Source organism: Pseudarthrobacter defluvii (assembly GCF_030323865.1).
GTDB classification, from domain to species: domain Bacteria; phylum Actinomycetota; class Actinomycetes; order Actinomycetales; family Micrococcaceae; genus Arthrobacter; species Arthrobacter sedimenti.
The window spans coordinates 1,447,921-1,464,301 of the sequence record NZ_CP066362.1; the positions used below are offsets into that span (position 1 = coordinate 1,447,921).

Here is a 16,381-nt window from a genome sequence, read left to right on the forward strand (position 1 = left end):
CCGGCAACTCAATGAGGAGGAACGATGGGTAACGATGCCCATACTCCGGACGCAGCGGCGTCCGTGGACTTTGAACAAGTCCAGTCGACCGGGCAGTTCCAGGAATTGCGCAAGCGTCACCGCAGCTTTGTCTTCCCCATGGCAGTGGCCTTCCTGCTGTGGTACTTCGCCTATGTCCTGCTGGCCGACTACGCGGTGGGATTCATGTCCACCAAGGTCTGGGGCAACATCAACATCGGCCTGATCCTGGGCCTGCTCCAGTTTGTCTCCACCTTCGCCATCACCGGCTGGTACGTGCACTACTCCAACAAGCGGCTGGACCCCATCGCTTCGGAGATCAGGCACGAGATCGAGGGGCATGAATTCGATAGGAACGGAAACCGAGTGGGCGGAGCCAACAAATGATCGCAATTCCCGCAGCGGTGGATGTCGCCGCCCTCAAGGACACCACCCTGCTGAATATGGGCATCTTCGGCCTGTTCGTGGCCGTGACCATGGTGATTGTGTTCCGCGCCAGCCGCAACAACAAGACCGCCGCCGACTATTACGCGGCAGGACGGTCGTTCACCGGATCACAGAACGGCACCGCCATCGCCGGCGACTACCTGTCCGCAGCATCCTTCCTGGGCATCACGGGCGCCATCGCCATCAACGGCTACGACGGGTTCATGTACTCCATCGGCTTCCTGGTGGCCTGGCTGGTGGCGCTGCTGCTGGTTGCTGAACTGCTGCGCAACACCGGCAAGTTCACCATGGCTGACGTGCTGTCCTTCCGGCTGAAGCAGCGCCCGGTCCGGATCGCCGCCGCCATCTCCACCCTCGCCGTCTGCTTCTTCTACCTGCTGGCCCAAATGGCCGGCGCGGGAAGCCTGATCTCCCTGCTGCTGGGCATCAGCGACTGGGGCGGCCAGGCCCTGGTGATCATCGTCGTCGGCGCCCTCATGATCATGTACGTCCTGATCGGCGGCATGAAGGGCACCACCTGGGTCCAGATCATCAAGGCCATGCTGCTCATCGCCGGTGCCGCCGTCATGACGCTGTGGGTCCTGGCCATCTACGGCTTCAACCTCTCCGCCCTGCTGGGCGGCGCCGTGGAGACCGCCAACAACCCGGCAGTTCTCAACCCGGGCCTGCAGTACGGCAAGACCGAAACCTCCAAGCTGGACTTCATGTCCCTGGGCCTGGCCCTGGTCCTGGGTACGGCAGCCCTGCCGCACGTGCTGATGCGCTTCTACACCGTCCCTACCGCCAAGGAAGCACGCAAGTCCGTGGTCTGGTCCATTTGGCTGATCGGCCTGTTCTACCTCTTCACCCTGGTGCTGGGGTACGGGGCCGCAGCCCTGGTGGGCGCGGACACCATCAAGTCCGCACCCGGCGGAGTCAACGCCGCCGCCCCGCTGCTGGCGTTCCACCTGGGCGGCCCGCTGCTGCTCGGGTTCATCTCGGCGGTCGCGTTCGCCACCATCCTGGCGGTGGTGGCCGGCCTGACCATTACGGCCGCGGCATCCTTTGCCCATGACATCTACGCCAACGTCATCGCCAAGGGCAAGGCCGACGCCGCCACCGAAGTCCGGGTAGCCCGCCGCACCGTGGTGGTGATCGGAATCCTGGCAATCCTCGGCGGCATCTTCGCCAACGGCCAGAACGTGGCCTTCCTGGTGGCGCTGGCCTTCGCCGTCGCGGCATCTGCGAACCTGCCCACCATCATCTACTCGCTGTTCTGGCGGAAGTTCACCACCCAGGGCGCCGTGTGGAGCATGTACGGCGGCCTGGCCTCCGCGATCCTGCTCATCGTGTTCTCCCCGGTGGTCTCGGGATTGAAGACCTCGATGATCCCGGGCGCCAACTTCGCCCTCTTCCCGCTCAGCAACCCGGGCATCGTGTCCATCCCGCTGGCCTTCTTCCTGGGCTGGCTGGGCACCACCCTGGACAAGCAGAAGGAGGATCCCGCCAAGCAGGCCGAGATGGAAGTCCGGTCGCTCACGGGCATCGGAGCCGAAAAGGCCGTGGACCACTAGGCAGGGTCCCTGAAGAGGGTCCACTGCCAACCAGCACCGGGACTTTTCCGGCGCAACGCGAAGAGCCTCCTGCCGCAGACTGAACTGCGGCACGGAGGCTCTTTCGTTGGGGCCGGGAGGGTCTTGCCGCGGGTGGCTCAACGCTGCCGGCTTAGCGCTGGTGGTGGCCGCCCGGTGCCAGGTTCCCGTGTCCACCGTGCGGTACGGCGTACTGGCCGGCGGTTGAAGCGGCAAGCCCCGGCGTCGTAATGCCCGCCACCAGGAGCGCGCCCGCGAACGCTGCCAGCAGCAGCCTGCCCGGGCGCATTGCCGCCCTTTCCCCGGCTGCCCGTCGCAGCCAACCCAGCGAGGCAAGAATCATCAGCGTCAGCAGCAGCGCCGAAAGCTGCGTCAAGCCCAGCCCGGAGGTCGCAGGGGTGGGGAAAGCGATGGCGGCGAGGTGGGCCACGGCCGCGGCTGCCAGCACAAACCGCATCCACCGGCCGCCCGCTGGCCTGTCCTTGGCCAGGAATACCACGGCACCGGCCAGCAGGGCCGCGCCCCAGAGTCCGGCCAGCGCGCCGGCGAGGACCCTTTCCGGCTCACCGGAACCAGCTGAAAAGATGCTCGACGAGATGGCCAGGTTGACCGACCCCGCGCCGAATCCCGCGAACCCGGCGACCAGGCGGACCGAGGGGTGCCTCTGGGGCACCACCTCTTGCCGCGGCGCCGGGCGGTCCGCCCGTGCTGACAGCGGGAGGGCTGCTGCATCGTGCGCTGTCATGCGCTGGCCCGCCATGTCCTGTCCTGGCATGCTAGGCGCGGGCTGCGGCCGGGGACTTGTCCAGGGACAGGCCCACGCCGAGCAGGAGTACCGCGCTGGCCAGGTGGAGGACGTTGTCGGCACCGTTCAGCGCGATGATGTTCAGCGGCGAGTTCAGCAGGAACAGGCCAACGATGCCCACCAGGAGGTAGACGCCGCCCACGGTGGCGTTCACTGTGCGCGCGCTGGCCGTTCCGCGGAGCCCGGCGAACAGCAGCGCGGCGCCGATGGCCAGGTGGATGACGTTGTGCAGCGGGTTGACTTCAAAAATGATGAGGTTGGCGCCCTCGGTGGCGGCGAAACCGATGCCGGAGGTGACAGCGAAGCCCAGGAGGCCCACCAGCAGGTAGACGGCTCCGAAAATGGTGGCGACGAGGCGGTTGGGTGAGTTGCGCATGGCCTGGATCCTTCCGATAGGGCGGGCGTGTCCACCCGCCGTGTGTGGTCCCTGGGCGGGACCCTCGGAAGCGATTCGGATCATGGCCGGAGGTGGATGGGTAAAAAGATCAGTACCCTTTCCACTTTCCCGGTATTTCAGCCCTCCACGTGGTCCCTAGGAGGCGGGACGCAGTTTGATGTTGGTCATCCGGAGCTGGTCGGTTCCCTCGAACTTGTAGGCCAGGTCCACCTTTTTGCCGGTGCAGCTGATCTGGCCCACCACCTCGGCCGACTTGACGCCGTTGTCCGTGGCGACCTTGAGGTTGTTGTAGGAAGGCTGGCAGGAGCTGTCCATTTCCAGGCTCTGCACCCCGGAGATGAATGCCTCCTTGGAGAGCTGCTTCTGCAGGGCGGGGTCAAGGTACTCGTCGTACGCACCGGAGGTGTCGCCGGCGATCACCTTTTTGGTGAAGTCGTCCGCAAGGCCCCTGGCCTGGTTGGTGGCACTGCCCACGATGTTCACCAGGATGACGACGCCGATGATCACCAGCAGCAGCACCCCGCCAATGCTGCCAAGGATGATCCACAGCTTCCGCCGGCTCCGCTGCCGGCGTCCCTGCAGAGGGGGCTCACCGGGCAGGCCGAACGGCGCCGGCTGCTGCGGCATCGGGGGAATCTGCTGCGGCGTGTAGCCCGCCGGGCCCTGCTGGTGTGGGCCTTGCTGGTGTGGGCCTTGCTGGTACGGATCCTGGGAGCTGCCCTGGTCCTGGGGACTGCCCGCTTCCTGGGGACTAGTCAAGTGGGGAGCCTTTCATTGAACAGGCGCTCTGGCGCCGGCGGCGGACGGACCGGTCCCCGGCCCGCGCATGACTAAAACCAGCCTATAACCCGGCCCGCCGCCGTCGTGCTTTCAGCGCCGCCTCGAAATTTTGCCGCTACGAGCCCTCGGAGCCCCGGTCCAGCAGGGGCTGCACCCGGAAGGGGATCAGCTCGCCCATTGCCAAAGCGGTGTCCGCACGCTCCACGCCGTCACAGGCCAGGATCTTGCCGTTGATGCGGAACAGGTCCTCGGCATCCCGGGCCACCACGCGCAGCAGCAGGTCCGCCGATCCCGTCAGCCCGTATCCCTCCAGAACCTCCGGAATGGCCGCGATCTCCTCCGCCAGCCTCCCAAGCTTCTGCTGCTGGACATGCACGGAGATGAAGGCCATGAGCGGGTACCCCAGCGCCGCCGGATTAATGCGCCGTTGAAAGGACAGGAAGGCGTGCTTCTTTTCCAACTGGGCCATGCGGGCCTGGACGGTGTTGCGGGATAGTCCCAGCTTCTGGGCGAGCGCCACCACCGTCCGGCGCGGATCCTCCGCCAGCGCCGAGAGCAGGCGGGTGTCAGTGCCATCCAAAGCTTGCATAATGCGCAACGCTAGCACGGTGCCGATAGGCCGGACAGGGCATTCTGCTCAAAAAATGCCCGAGTGGTTGTACCCCATGGTTGTTGTGAGTAGGGTCACAGTATCTGGGGCAATGACGCCCGGAAGGCCGGTGGCGGCAGGGCCAAAAGCCCGGAGGCCACGGGTCAACGACGTACGAAGGTTGCGGCAATCGTGTCTACAGACGAAACGGGCCATGGCGGCGCACAGACCCCCCAAAGCGCAGGAAATCCGGGCACGCCCGGGCAGGAACTTCTTCAACTGATCACCCCGGCAGGCGAACGCATCAGCCACCCGGAATTCGACTTCTGGGTCAGGGATATCACCGACGAACAGTTGTGTTCCCTGTTCGAGGACATGACCGTCATCCGCCGGATCGACGTGGAAGCCACCGCCCTGCAGCGGCAAGGTGAGCTGGCCCTGTGGCCCCCGCTGCTCGGCCAGGAGGCGGCCCAGATTGGCTCCGGCAGGTCCCTGCGGGCGGACGACTTTGTGTTCTCCAGCTACCGCGAGAACGGCGTGGCGTACTGCCGCGGCGTGGATCTGACCGACCTCCTTCGGGTATGGCGCGGCAATGCGTCCGGCGGCTGGGACCCGTACACCATCAACATGGCCACGCCGCAGATCATCATCGGTGCCCAGACCCTGCACGCCACCGGCTATGCCATGGGGATCCAGAATGACGGCGCCGACGCGGCCGCCGTCACCTACTTCGGCGACGGTGCCACCAGCGAAGGCGACGTCAACGAGGCCATGGTGTTTGCCGCCAGCTTCCAGGTGCCCGTGGTGTTCTTCTGCACCAACAACCACTGGGCCATCTCCGAGCCGGTACGACTGCAGTCCCATATCCAGCTCGCGGACCGGGCCACCGGTTTCGGCATCCCCAGCCTGCGGGTGGACGGCAATGACGTCCTGGCGGTCATGGCCGCTACCCGGCTGGCACTGGACCGGGCACGGCGCGGCGGGGGTCCCACCTTCATCGAGGCGGTCAGCTACCGCATGGGGCCGCACACCACCGCGGACGATCCCACCCGCTACCGCGACGCGAATGAGCTGGAGGACTGGGCGGCGAAGGACCCCATCTCACGGCTGGCCGGCCTCCTGGACCGTAAGGGCCTGCTCAGCCCGGAACTGCAGAAACAGGTCAAGGACAAGGCAGACGCCGTTGCGGCGGAGATGCGCCGGGGCTGCACCACCATGCCCGATCCCCAGCCGATGGACATCTTCAAGCACGTCTACAGCACGCCCAACTCCTGGCTGGAACGCCAGCAGGACCACTACGCCCGTTATTTGGCGTCCTTCGGCGATCCCGCAGGAGCCGTTTCAGAGGAAGGTGCACGCTGATGACGCAGTTGACCTTTGCCCGAGCCATTAACGCCGGGCTGCGCAAGTCGCTGGAAAACGACGCAAAGGTGGTCCTCCTCGGCGAGGACATCGGCACCCTGGGCGGGGTGTTCCGGGTAACGGACGGCCTGCAAAAGGACTTCGGGACCCACCGCGTCGTGGACACGCCGCTGGCCGAGTCGGCCATCGTGGGCACCGCCGTGGGCCTGGCCTACCGGGGCTACCGGCCGGTGGTGGAGATCCAGTTCGATGGGTTCATCTACCCGGCGTTCGACCAGATTGTCAGCCAGGTGGCCAAGCTGCACTATCGCACCCGCGGGGCCGTCAAGATGCCCATCACCATCCGCGTCCCCTTCGGCGGCGGCATCGGATCACCCGAACATCACTCGGAATCCCCGGAAGCCTACTTCACCCACACCTCCGGGTTGCGGGTGGTGACAGTGGCCAACCCGCAGGACGCCTACACCGTGATCCAGCAGGCCATCTCCTGCGACGATCCCGTCCTGTACTTCGAGCCCAAGCGCCGCTACCACGACAAAGGCGAGGTGGACGAGTCCGTGGATCCGGCCAAGGCCCTGCCCATGGACAAGGCACGGGTTCTGACAGACGGCAGCGACGTCACCCTGGTGGCCTACGGGCCCCTGGTCAAAACTGCCCTGGACGCCGCCTCCGCCGCTGCGGACGAAGGCATCTCGATTGAAGTCGTTGACCTGCGCTCGCTGGCCCCCGTGGACTACGAACCCGTGGTGGCCTCCGTGCGGAAGACCGGGCGGCTGGTGGTGACCCACGAGGCCGGGCAATCCGGCGGCCTCGGTGCGGAAGTGGCTGCCAGCATTACGGAGCGGTGCTTCTACCACCTGGAAGCAGCACCCGTGCGGGTGACCGGCTTCGACATTCCCTACCCGTACTCCAAGCTGGAAATGCACCACCTGCCGGGCCTGGACCGCATCCTGGACGGCGTTGACCGTGCCCTGGGCCGCCCCAATTCCCTGAGCGGGCTGGAAGGATGAGCGCCACCATGATCAAGGAATTCCGGCTCCCGGACCTGGGGGAGGGACTCACCGAGTCCGAGATCCTCAGCTGGAAAGTGGGTGTTGGCGACACCGTCAGCCTGAACCAGGTCATCGCCGAGGTGGAAACGGCCAAGGCCGTGGTGGAGCTTCCGTCGCCCTTTGCCGGGGTCATCAAGGAACTTCACGAGCAGCCCGGTTCCGTGGTGGAGGTGGGCAAGCCCATCGTCTCCTTCGAGGTGGCGGACGACGCCGGCGGGTCACCTTCTGTGCCGTCCGGCACCGTTCCGTCCGGTGCCGGAAACGAGGGATCCGGGGAAGCTGCGGTGGAAACGCCCAAACGGGAACCGAACCTGGTGGGGTACGGTGCCGTCGTCGAAGGTTCCGGTCGCCCCACGCGCCGGGCACGGAACTTCGCGCCCGTGGCCGGGCCTGCCGAATCAACGCCCGCAGAAAGTGCAGTGCAGGTGGTTGAGCCTGCAGGCACCCGCCCTGCCGATACCAGGCCCACCGAACGGCCCAGGTCCACTCCTCCTGTCCGCAAGCTGGCCAAGGACCTGGGACTGGACCTCGTGCAGATCCGCGGTACCGGTCCCGGCGGTCTGATCACGCGGCAAGACGTCCAGGAATTTGCCGGGCAGGCGGAAGAACCCTCCGCCCCTATGGCTGGCCAGGCGGTAACGCCTCGGGCCGGCGCGGGGGAGCGGGAGACCCGGACCCCCATCAAGGGCGTCCGGAAACACACCGCGGCCGCGATGGTGCAAAGCGCCTTTACCGCGCCGCATGCCACCGAGTTCCTCACCGTGGACGTCACGCCCAGCCTCGAGCTGCTGGCCAAGCTCAAGGACAGCAGGGCATTCGCCGGCATCAAGCTCACGCCCCTGACCCTCGCCGCCAAGGCGGTCCTCATCGCCCTGCGCCGGCAGCCGGCGTTGAATTCGCGCTGGGATGAGGAAAACCAGGAGATCGTCACGTTCCATTACGTGAACCTGGGCATCGCCGCGGCCACGCCCAGGGGACTCACCGTGCCCAACATCAAGGACGCTGACGCCCTGCAGCTCCCGGAGCTCGCCCAGGCCTTGGCGGAGCTCGCCGAAACCGCGCGGGCCGGCAAGACCACCCCTGCCGACCTTTCCGGCGGCACCATCTCCATCACCAACATCGGTGTCTTCGGCATCGACGCCGGCACCCCCATCCTCAACCCGGGGGAGGCAGCGATCTTTGGCCTCGGGGCTGTCCGGACCATGCCATGGGAATACCGGGGCGAGGTGGCGCTGCGCCAGGTGCTCACACTGAGCCTGTCCTTCGACCACCGCCTGGTGGACGGCGAGCAGGGCTCCCGTTTCCTTGCCGACGTCGGCGCCATCCTGGCCGAGCCGGGCATGGTCCTCACCATGGTCTAGCCGCGCGGCGGTGTGCTCTCCACCATCAGGGCTGCCAGCGCCATCCGTTCCAGCAGGGGCCGGGCAACGCTGGCAGCCATCCGCCGGCCGTGGCTGCGGACCGAGTGCGGGGTGGAGTTGATCAGGCCAAAGGTGGCGTGGGCGCGCATGCGCAGTTCTGCCGCATCGATACCGGGGTGGACCTTTGCCAGGACGTCCACCCACAGCTCCACGTAGCTGCGCTGCAGCGCGCGCACCGCGGACTGGTCCTGCTCCGACAGGTTGCTGAGGTCCCGGTCCTGCACCCGGATCACGTCGGGCTTGCCGAGCGCGAAATCCACCTGGAACTCCACCAGTCGACGCAGCGCCGCCAGGGGGTCGGCGGTCTGCTCCACAACCTGGCGCCCGCCGTCGAGCAGTTCCTGGCTCACGGTGACCAGCAGGTCGGCCAGGACGGCCTGCTTGCCGGGAAAGTGGCGGTACACCGCGGGGCCGCTGACTCCCGCGGCCGCGCCCAGGTCCTCCAGGGATACCCGGTTGAAGCCGTTGACTGCGAACAGCGACGCCGCGGCAGTAAGCAACGCCTGCCGCCGGTTCTCCTTGGCCTTGCCGCGCTGCGTTGTGGGGGCGTGCGTGGCAGGGACCGGCTGCACTGGATTGCTGGACACTTTTCCTCCTGGGGCCGACGCAGAGTCTAACAAGAGCCCATGTGTTGGACATCACAGTTAATCGAGACTAACCTGAATTTCAGTTATTAGTCACTAACCGAGTTGGCGTGGAGCCGGCCGGTGCACACAAGGACGGATCGTCAATGGAGACCCTGGCCACCCGGCTCGACCCGGCAAGCGAGTCCTTCCGCGCCAACCGTGAAGCGCAGCTGGCGCTCGCGGAGGACCTGCGGAAGAGGCTGGCGGATGCGGCGCTGGGCGGTCCCCAGAAGTCGCGGGACCGGCACGTGGCCCGGGGCAAGCTGCTCCCGCGGGACCGGATCGACCAGCTCCTGGATGACGGCAGCCCGTTCCTGGAAATCGCGCCCCTTGCCGCCAACGGCATGTACAACGACGATGCCCCGGGCGCCGGGGTCATTGCCGGGATTGGCCTGGTGCACGGCCGGCAGGTCCTGGTCATCTCGAATGACGCCACCGTCAAGGGCGGCACCTACTACCCCATGACCGTCAAGAAGCACCTGCGCGCCCAGGAAATCGCGCTGGAAAACCGCCTGCCGTGCGTCTACCTGGTGGATTCCGGCGGTGCCTTCCTCCCCAAGCAGGATGAGGTGTTCCCGGACAAGGAACACTTTGGCCGGATCTTCTACAACCAGGCCCGGCTCTCCGCCGCCAAGATCCCCCAGATTGCCGCCGTTATGGGCTCCTGCACGGCAGGCGGCGCCTACGTCCCCGCCATGAGCGACGAAACCGTCATCGTCCGGAACCAGGGCACCATCTTCCTGGGCGGACCGCCGCTGGTGAAAGCCGCCATCGGGGAGATTGTCACCGCAGAGGAACTTGGCGGCGGCGAGGTGCACTCCCGGATCTCAGGGGTGACGGACCACCTGGCCGAAAACGACGAACACGCCCTCCAGATCATCAGGGACATCGTTGCCACCCTGCCGCCGCCCGCCGCGCCCGCCTGGCAGGTGGAACCCGCCGTCGAACCCGCCGTTGACCCGGAAGGGCTCTACGGCGCCGTGCCCACGGACGTCAACGCACCCTACGACGTCCGCGAAGTCATCGCCCGGCTGGTGGACGGCAGCAGGTTCCACGAGTTCAAGAAGGACTACGGCACCACCCTGGTCACAGGGTTCGCCCGGATCAACGGACATCAGGTGGGCATCGTGGCCAACAACGGCGTGCTGTTCAGCGAGTCCTCGCTCAAGGGAGCCCATTTCATCGAACTGTGCGACCAGCGCGGCATCCCGCTGCTGTTCCTGCAGAACATCTCCGGCTTCATGGTGGGCAGGGACGCCGAACAGGGCGGCATCGCCAAAAACGGGGCCAAGATGGTCACCGCCGTCGCCACGGCCCGCGTCCCCAAGCTGACAGTGGTGATCGGCGGATCCTTTGGTGCCGGGAACTACTCCATGTGCGGCCGCGCCTATTCACCGCGATTCCTGTGGATGTGGCCGGCGGCCCGGATCTCCGTGATGGGCGGCAACCAGGCGGCCAGCGTGCTGGCCACCGTGAAGCGGGACCAGTATGAGGCGGCAGGGGAGGACTGGCCGGCGGGCGACGAGGAAGCCTTCAAGGCCCCTATCCGCCAGCAGTACGAGGACCAGGGCAGTCCCTACTACTCCACCGCCCGGCTGTGGGACGACGCCGTCATCGATCCCGCCGATACCCGCACCGTCCTGGGTCTCGCCCTGGACGTCGTCTCCCGCACCCCCTTGCCGGAGACCTCCTTCGGCCTCTTCCGGATGTGAGCCAGCAATGACCATGCAGACCAACACCGCCACGCATACCACTGCCGACGCCGGGAGCGGGGCGGCCGCCAATGACGCCACGCCCCTCTTCAGCACGGTCCTGGTAGCCAACCGCGGCGAAATCGCCTGCCGCGTGATCCGGACCCTCCGCCAGCTGGGGATCCGCTCGGTGGCCGTCTACAGCGATGCCGACGCCGGCGCCCGCCACGTGCGCGAAGCCGACACTTCCGTCCGGATCGGCCCCGCCGCCGCGGCCGAGAGCTACCTGAACGCCGACGCGATCGTCGAAGCCTGCCGGCAGTCCGGCGCCGAGGCGGTCCATCCGGGCTACGGCTTCCTCAGTGAGAACGTGGACTTCGCCCGTGCCCTCGAAAAAGCCGGCATCTCCTTTATTGGCCCGGGCGTTGAAGCGCTCAACGTCATGGGTGACAAGATCCGCGCCAAGAACCATGTGGCGGGGTACGGCGTGCCCGTGGTCCCCGGCGTTGCCAGGCCCGGCATGACGGACAGCGAACTGGCGGAGTCCGCTGCCGCCGTCGGCTATCCACTCCTGATCAAGCCCTCCGCCGGTGGCGGCGGCAAAGGCATGCACGTGGTGGAAAGGCCGGCGGACCTGCCCGCCGCGCTGGCCACGGCGCGGCGTGTGGCCAGCGCGGCGTTCGGTGATGACACCCTGTTCCTGGAGCGCCTGGTGACCACACCGCGGCACATCGAAGTGCAGGTGCTGGCTGACAACCACGGCAATGTCATCCACCTGGGCGAGCGCGAGTGCTCCCTGCAGCGGCGGCACCAGAAAGTAATTGAGGAAGCCCCGTCGCCCCTGCTGGAGGGCCTGCTAAATGGTGCGGAGGTTCGGTCGCGGATCGGCGAAGCTGCATGCAATGCCGCCCGCAGCGTGGACTACACCGGGGCGGGAACCGTGGAATTCCTGGTGTCGGACGACGCCCCGGACGAGTTCTTCTTCATGGAGATGAACACCAGGCTGCAGGTGGAACACCCGGTAACGGAAATGGTCACCGGCATCGACCTGGTGGAATGGCAGGTGCGGATCGCCGCCGGTGCGGAACTGACGCTGCGGCAGGCCGACGTCGAACTGTCCGGCCATGCGGTGGAGGCGCGCGTCTACGCCGAGGTGCCGGAGAAGAACTTCCTGCCGTCCACCGGGACGGTGCTGCAGCTGGATGAGGTGCCCCCGAACCCGGACGGCCGGGTCCGGGTGGATTCCTCCCTGGTGGAAGGGCTGGAGCTCTCGGCACACTACGATCCCATGATCTCGAAGGTGATCGCCTGGGGCGCGGACCGCGGAGCAGCACTCGCATCCCTGGACGCGGCACTGGCTGGTTACACGGCACTGGGCATCGAGACCAACGTCGAGTACCTGCGGCTCCTGCTCAATGATCCCGACGTCCGCGCCGGGCGACTGGACACCGGCCTGATCGAACGGAAGCTGCCCGCCCTCGAATTCCGCCGTATCGGGGAGCCCGAACTCGTGGCTGCCGCGCTCTACGCGCTCTCCCTGGAAGCGCAAAACGACCCCGCCCCGGACGCCGGGCCCTGGCAGGGCAGGAGCGGCTGGCGCCTTGGCGCGCCGGCGCCGCGCCGCATCAGCCTGGGAACGCCCGACGGCGGGGTGGCCAGCGTGCTGGTCAGCGGCAGCCCCAACGGGGGACAGACCGCTACGGTAACGGTCGGCGGCGGCGCGACGCGACGTGCGGCGCTGCACTGGTCCAGCCGGCAAAGCATCGACCTCGACCTTGACGGCGAACGCCGGAGTTACCGGCTTGCGCCGGTCTTCACGGGGCCGGTGGAACCGACGTGGAGCAACCCACTGCCCGGACGTCCCACCCAGCTCTTCCTCGGCAACGGCGGCTGGTCCTGCCGGCTCGACGTCCTGACCCGCGAGGCGCGGCTGGAACGGGTGCTGGCAGCCGTCCAGCGGCAGGAAGGCGCCGCGGATCCCGAGGTGCGCTCGCCGATGCCCGGAACAGTGGTCGCCGTCCCGGTCAGTGACGGGGACGAGGTCCAGGCCGGGGAGGTCCTGGTGTCCGTGGAGGCCATGAAAATGGAGCACCATCTGGTGGCCCCGCAGGCAGGGACGGTCCACCTTGCCGCCCGCACCGGTGACCTGGTGAAGGCCGACCAGGTGCTGGCCACTGTCCACCCCCATCCCGCGGCTGCAGAACCCGCTTCCACGGACGCAGAAACAGCTACAGACAAAGACCAAGGCGAAGGAGCCTGACCATGACCGGTTTTGAACTCACCGAGGAATACCAGGACCTCAGCGACACCGTGCGCGACTTCGCGGACAACGTGGTGGCCCCCGTATCCGCCAAGCACGACGAAGAGCACAGCTTCCCCTATGAAGTGGTGAAGCAGATGGCGGAGATGGGCCTGTTCGGACTGCCGTTCCCGGAAGAATACGGCGGCATGGGCGGGGACTACTTCGCCCTTGCGCTCGCGCTGGAACAGTTGGGCCGCGTTGACCAGTCGGTGGCCATCACCCTGGAAGCCGGCGTTTCCCTCGGCGCCATGCCCGTGTACCGCTTCGGTACAGACGCGCAGAAGCAGGAGTGGCTGCCCATGCTGGCATCCGGCCAGGCGCTCGCCGGGTTCGGGCTCACCGAGCCCGAGGCAGGCTCGGACGCCGGCGGCACCAAGACCCACGCCAGGCGCGAGGACGGCAACTGGGTGATCAACGGCAACAAGGAGTTCATCACCAACTCCGGAACCGACATCACCCGCCTTGTCACCGTCACGGCTGTCACCGGACAGCAGCAGCGCCGGGACGGCAGCATCAAGAAGGAAATCTCCACCATCCTGGTTCCCACGGACACGCCGGGTTTCAAGGCGGAGAAGCCCTACAACAAGGTGGGCTGGAACGCCTCCGATACCCACCCGCTCACCCTGAAGGACGTCCGGGTGCCGGAAGAAAACCTGCTGGGCGCCGAGGGGCGCGGCTACGCGAACTTCCTCTCCATCCTGGACGAGGGCCGGATCGCCATCGCCGCCCTGGCAACGGGCGCCGCGCAGGGCTGCGTGGACCTGTCGGTCAGGTATGCCCGCGAGCGCCGGGCCTTTGGCCACGAAATCGGCAAGTACCAGGCGGTCTCCTTCAAGATCGCGCGCATGGAGGCGCGGGCCCACACCGCCCGGCTGGCCTACTACGACGCGGCCGCCCGGATGCTGGCCGGCAAGCCGTTCAAGACCCAGGCGGCCATCGCTAAGATGGTCGCAGGCGAGGCAGCCATGGACAACGCGCGGGATGCCACCCAGGTATTCGGCGGCTATGGCTTCATCAACGAGTTCACTGTGGCACGCCACTACCGCGACTCCAAGATCCTTGAAGTGGGGGAGGGCACCACGGAGGTCCAGCTGATGCTGATCGCCCGCGAACTGGGACTTTAGCCCTTGCGCCTGCCGCAGGGTACGTAAGCCGGCCTGAAAGGATCAATGATGATTGACAAGGTTGTTGCCAGCGCTGACGAGGCCGTGGCGGATATCCCCGACGGCGCCTCCCTGGCCGTGGGCGGGTTCGGCCTCTGCGGGATCCCGGTGGCCCTGATCGATGCCCTGCACCGGGCCGGCACAACGGATCTGGAAACCGTCAGCAACAACTGCGGCGTTGACGACTGGGGGCTTGGCATCCTGCTCCGGGACGGACGCATCCGCCGCACCATCAGCTCCTATGTAGGCGAAAACAAGGAGTTCGCCCGCCAGTACCTGGCCGGCGAGCTTGAGGTGGTGCTCACCCCGCAGGGCACGCTGGCAGAGAAACTACGCGCCGGCGGCGCGGGCATCCCGGCGTTCTACACCAAGGCGGGGGTGGGCACACAGGTGTCCGACGGCGGCCTGCCGCAGAGGTACGACGCCAACGGAGGCATCGCGGTTGCCTCGGCACCGAAGGAAGTTCGCCCGTTCGGCGGCGTCGACTACGTCCTCGAAGAGTCCCTCACCCCGGACTTCGGGCTGGTGCACGCGTGGAAGGGCGACCGCCACGGCAACCTCGTCTTCCACGCCACGGCCATGAACTTCAACCCGTTGTGTGCCATGGCCGGAAAGATCACCATCGCGGAGGTGGAGGAACTCGTGGAGCCGGGCGAACTGGACCCCGAACACATCCACACCCCCGGCATCTTCGTCCAGCGCGTCGTCCTGGTGCAGAACGGGGAGAAGCGCATTGAGAAGCGGACCGTGGCACTGACCGCCCCGTCTTCCAGGGGAACAGCCGGCAGCAACCAGGAGGCAGGAGCATGACCATGGATCCCAACAGCCCCGAAGCTCCGCGGCCGGAAGCCGTACGCCCGGAATACCGGCGCGCAGGCTCCCAGCAGCACGCCGGCCAAGGCGACTCAACATCGCCGGCTGAAACGAAAGGCTGGAACCGGAATGAACTGGCCGCCCGGGTGGCCAAGGAACTCCGGAACGGCCAGTACGTGAACCTGGGAATCGGCATGCCCACCCTGATTCCCAACTACATCCCGGACGGGGTGGAAGTGGTGCTGCACTCCGAGAACGGAATCCTCGGCGTCGGACCCTACCCCGCTGAAGACGCGCTGGACCCGGACCTGATCAACGCCGGCAAGGAAACCGTGACCGTCAACAGGGGAGCGGCGTTCTTCGACTCCGCAACGTCCTTTGGCATGATCCGCGGCGGCCACGTGGACGTGGCCGTGCTGGGCGCCATGGAGGTGGCTGCCAACGGCGACCTGGCCAACTGGATGATCCCGGGCAAGATGGTTAAGGGCATGGGCGGGGCCATGGACCTGGTGTTCGGGGCCAAGCGGGTGATCGTGATGATGGAGCACGTTGACCGCAACGGCAACCCCAAGATCGTCCAGCAATGCTCGCTGCCGCTGACGGGCAAGGGCTGCGTGGACCGGATCATCACGGACCTGGCCGTCATCGACGTCGTCAAGGATGGCGGTTCGTCACGGCTGGTCCTGCAGGAACTCGCCCCCAACGTCTCCGTCGAGGACGTGGTGGCCGCCACCGGCGCCGACCTGTTCGAGGAAGACCGGGAACTTACCGTATGACCGGCAACAGCCTTCCGGGCAGGGATTCCGCCAGCCCAACCACCGCCGGGGGCGATGGCGGCAGGCGGGTCGTCGAACAGCGCGGACTGTACTTCGACGAATTGGAGGAAGGCGTGGTGTACGCGCACCGCCCGGGGCGCACCGTGACCGAAGCCGACAACGTCCTGTTCACCACGCTCACCATGAACACCCAGGCCCTCCACCTGGACGCCGCCTGGAGCGCGGGGCAGCCCTTCGGCCAGCGGCTGATGAACTCGATGTTCACCCTTGCCACCATGGTGGGCCAGTCCGTAACCCAGCTGACCCAGGGGACCATCATTGCCCAGCTGGGCCTGACGGACGTGTCCTTCCCGCACCCGCTCTTTCACGGCGACACGCTTTACACGGAGACCGTCATCACCGGCAGGCGGCTTTCGGCCTCGCGCCCCGGCCAGGGGATCGTGACCATGGAACACACCGGCCGCAACCAGGATGGAACCGTGGTGGCCCGGGCCACGCGCAGCTGCCTGATGTGGACGCGGGACGCGTACCAGGACGCGCAAAACGTTCAAAACATCGGAGAATAGCC

Annotated in this window: 16 protein-coding genes; 11 read left to right on the plus strand and 5 right to left on the minus strand. The window is 66.9% G+C overall.

Annotated elements, in window-relative coordinates; translation table 11 throughout:
• Window positions 1-24: 24 nt before the first annotated feature.
• Together JCQ34_RS06650 and JCQ34_RS06655 are read left to right on the plus strand one after the other, a co-directional pair.
• Window positions 25-405, plus strand: a complete 381-nt coding sequence (locus tag JCQ34_RS06650) for a DUF485 domain-containing protein (RefSeq protein WP_286403065.1) — start codon at window positions 25-27, stop codon at window positions 403-405.
• On the plus strand, window positions 402-2,018 hold the full coding sequence (locus tag JCQ34_RS06655; protein ID WP_286403066.1) for a solute symporter family protein: 1,617 nt from the start codon (window positions 402-404) through the stop codon (window positions 2,016-2,018). Before JCQ34_RS06650 ends, JCQ34_RS06655 begins: the two co-directional genes overlap by 4 nt.
• Window positions 2,019-2,169: 151 nt before the next feature.
• Here JCQ34_RS06655 and JCQ34_RS06660 read toward each other — a convergent pair whose 3' ends face one another.
• The 4 genes from JCQ34_RS06660 to JCQ34_RS06675 form a co-directional block, all read right to left on the minus strand.
• A complete protein-coding gene (locus JCQ34_RS06660; protein WP_286403068.1) occupies window positions 2,170-2,781 on the minus strand; it encodes a hypothetical protein in 612 nt (203 codons plus the stop codon).
• 31 nt (window positions 2,782-2,812) lie between these two features.
• The gene (locus tag JCQ34_RS06665; RefSeq protein ID WP_286403070.1) at window positions 2,813-3,217 is read right to left on the minus strand and encodes a DUF4383 domain-containing protein; all 405 of its coding nucleotides are present in this window, start codon (window positions 3,215-3,217) and stop codon (window positions 2,813-2,815) included.
• Window positions 3,218-3,373: 156 nt separating this feature from the next.
• Window positions 3,374-3,997 carry a hypothetical protein gene (locus JCQ34_RS06670; protein WP_286403071.1) on the minus strand — a complete coding sequence of 208 codons (624 nt, stop codon included), beginning with the start codon at window positions 3,995-3,997 and terminating at the stop codon, window positions 3,374-3,376.
• Window positions 3,998-4,133: 136 nt separating this feature from the next.
• Window positions 4,134-4,607, minus strand: coding sequence for an Lrp/AsnC family transcriptional regulator (locus tag JCQ34_RS06675; RefSeq protein ID WP_286403072.1), 474 nt, complete (start codon window positions 4,605-4,607; stop codon window positions 4,134-4,136).
• Between the two features lie 192 nt (window positions 4,608-4,799).
• On the opposite strand from JCQ34_RS06675, the gene pdhA reads away from it, so the two are divergent.
• The 3 genes from pdhA to JCQ34_RS06690 are packed head-to-tail and all read left to right on the plus strand — an operon-like array spanning window position 4,800 to window position 8,382.
• Window positions 4,800-5,969 carry a pyruvate dehydrogenase (acetyl-transferring) E1 component subunit alpha gene (gene pdhA / locus JCQ34_RS06680; protein ID WP_286403073.1) on the plus strand — a complete coding sequence of 390 codons (1,170 nt, stop codon included), beginning with the start codon at window positions 4,800-4,802 and terminating at the stop codon, window positions 5,967-5,969.
• Complete coding sequence (locus JCQ34_RS06685) at window positions 5,969-6,979, plus strand: alpha-ketoacid dehydrogenase subunit beta (RefSeq protein WP_286403076.1); 1,011 nt, start codon at window positions 5,969-5,971, stop codon at window positions 6,977-6,979. The genes pdhA and JCQ34_RS06685 overlap by 1 nt, the downstream gene beginning before the upstream one ends.
• Entirely contained in the window at window positions 6,976-8,382 is a 1,407-nt protein-coding gene (locus JCQ34_RS06690) for a dihydrolipoamide acetyltransferase family protein (protein ID WP_286403078.1), read from the plus strand. Before JCQ34_RS06685 ends, JCQ34_RS06690 begins: the two co-directional genes overlap by 4 nt.
• Here the strand turns inward: JCQ34_RS06690 and JCQ34_RS06695 are convergent.
• Window positions 8,379-9,029, minus strand: a complete 651-nt coding sequence (locus tag JCQ34_RS06695; protein ID WP_286403080.1) for an SACE_7040 family transcriptional regulator — start codon at window positions 9,027-9,029, stop codon at window positions 8,379-8,381. The two genes, JCQ34_RS06690 and JCQ34_RS06695, sit on opposite strands and share 4 nt — an antisense overlap.
• Window positions 9,030-9,172: 143 nt before the next feature.
• Between JCQ34_RS06695 and JCQ34_RS06700 the strand changes: the two genes are divergently transcribed.
• Genes JCQ34_RS06700 through JCQ34_RS06725 form a run of 6 tightly spaced genes read left to right on the plus strand, consistent with a single transcriptional unit; the run spans window position 9,173 to window position 16,379 of the window.
• Complete coding sequence (locus JCQ34_RS06700) at window positions 9,173-10,780, plus strand: carboxyl transferase domain-containing protein (RefSeq protein WP_286403083.1); 1,608 nt, start codon at window positions 9,173-9,175, stop codon at window positions 10,778-10,780.
• 7 nt (window positions 10,781-10,787) lie between these two features.
• Window positions 10,788-13,019 carry a biotin carboxylase N-terminal domain-containing protein gene (locus JCQ34_RS06705; protein ID WP_286403085.1) on the plus strand — a complete coding sequence of 744 codons (2,232 nt, stop codon included), beginning with the start codon at window positions 10,788-10,790 and terminating at the stop codon, window positions 13,017-13,019.
• Between the two features lie 2 nt (window positions 13,020-13,021).
• Entirely contained in the window at window positions 13,022-14,185 is a 1,164-nt protein-coding gene (locus JCQ34_RS06710; protein WP_286403087.1) for an acyl-CoA dehydrogenase family protein, read from the plus strand.
• 48 nt (window positions 14,186-14,233) lie between these two features.
• The gene (locus tag JCQ34_RS06715) at window positions 14,234-15,034 is read left to right on the plus strand and encodes a CoA transferase subunit A (protein ID WP_286404340.1); all 801 of its coding nucleotides are present in this window, start codon (window positions 14,234-14,236) and stop codon (window positions 15,032-15,034) included.
• On the plus strand, window positions 15,031-15,813 hold the full coding sequence (locus tag JCQ34_RS06720; RefSeq protein ID WP_376976940.1) for a CoA transferase subunit B: 783 nt from the start codon (window positions 15,031-15,033) through the stop codon (window positions 15,811-15,813). The genes JCQ34_RS06715 and JCQ34_RS06720 overlap by 4 nt, the downstream gene beginning before the upstream one ends.
• A complete protein-coding gene (locus JCQ34_RS06725) occupies window positions 15,810-16,379 on the plus strand; it encodes a MaoC family dehydratase (RefSeq protein ID WP_286403089.1) in 570 nt (189 codons plus the stop codon). Before JCQ34_RS06720 ends, JCQ34_RS06725 begins: the two co-directional genes overlap by 4 nt.
• Window positions 16,380-16,381: the final 2 nt, after the last annotated feature.

Coding starts and splice junctions, on each gene's coding strand:
- JCQ34_RS06665 (WP_286403070.1), bottom strand. CDS start 3,217: ATGCGCAACTCACCCAACCGCCTCGTCGCCACCATTTTCGGAGCCGTC.
- JCQ34_RS06720 (WP_376976940.1), top strand. CDS start 15,031: ATGACCATGGATCCCAACAGCCCCGAAGCTCCGCGGCCGGAAGCCGTA.
- JCQ34_RS06710 (WP_286403087.1), top strand. CDS start 13,022: ATGACCGGTTTTGAACTCACCGAGGAATACCAGGACCTCAGCGACACC.
- JCQ34_RS06725 (WP_286403089.1), top strand. CDS start 15,810: ATGACCGGCAACAGCCTTCCGGGCAGGGATTCCGCCAGCCCAACCACC.
- JCQ34_RS06650 (WP_286403065.1), top strand. CDS start 25: ATGGGTAACGATGCCCATACTCCGGACGCAGCGGCGTCCGTGGACTTT.
- JCQ34_RS06715 (WP_286404340.1), top strand. CDS start 14,234: ATGATTGACAAGGTTGTTGCCAGCGCTGACGAGGCCGTGGCGGATATC.
- JCQ34_RS06660 (WP_286403068.1), bottom strand. CDS start 2,781: ATGACAGCGCACGATGCAGCAGCCCTCCCGCTGTCAGCACGGGCGGAC.
- JCQ34_RS06655 (WP_286403066.1), top strand. CDS start 402: ATGATCGCAATTCCCGCAGCGGTGGATGTCGCCGCCCTCAAGGACACC.
- JCQ34_RS06700 (WP_286403083.1), top strand. CDS start 9,173: ATGGAGACCCTGGCCACCCGGCTCGACCCGGCAAGCGAGTCCTTCCGC.
- JCQ34_RS06685 (WP_286403076.1), top strand. CDS start 5,969: ATGACGCAGTTGACCTTTGCCCGAGCCATTAACGCCGGGCTGCGCAAG.
- JCQ34_RS06690 (WP_286403078.1), top strand. CDS start 6,976: ATGAGCGCCACCATGATCAAGGAATTCCGGCTCCCGGACCTGGGGGAG.
- JCQ34_RS06675 (WP_286403072.1), bottom strand. CDS start 4,607: ATGCAAGCTTTGGATGGCACTGACACCCGCCTGCTCTCGGCGCTGGCG.
- JCQ34_RS06705 (WP_286403085.1), top strand. CDS start 10,788: ATGACCATGCAGACCAACACCGCCACGCATACCACTGCCGACGCCGGG.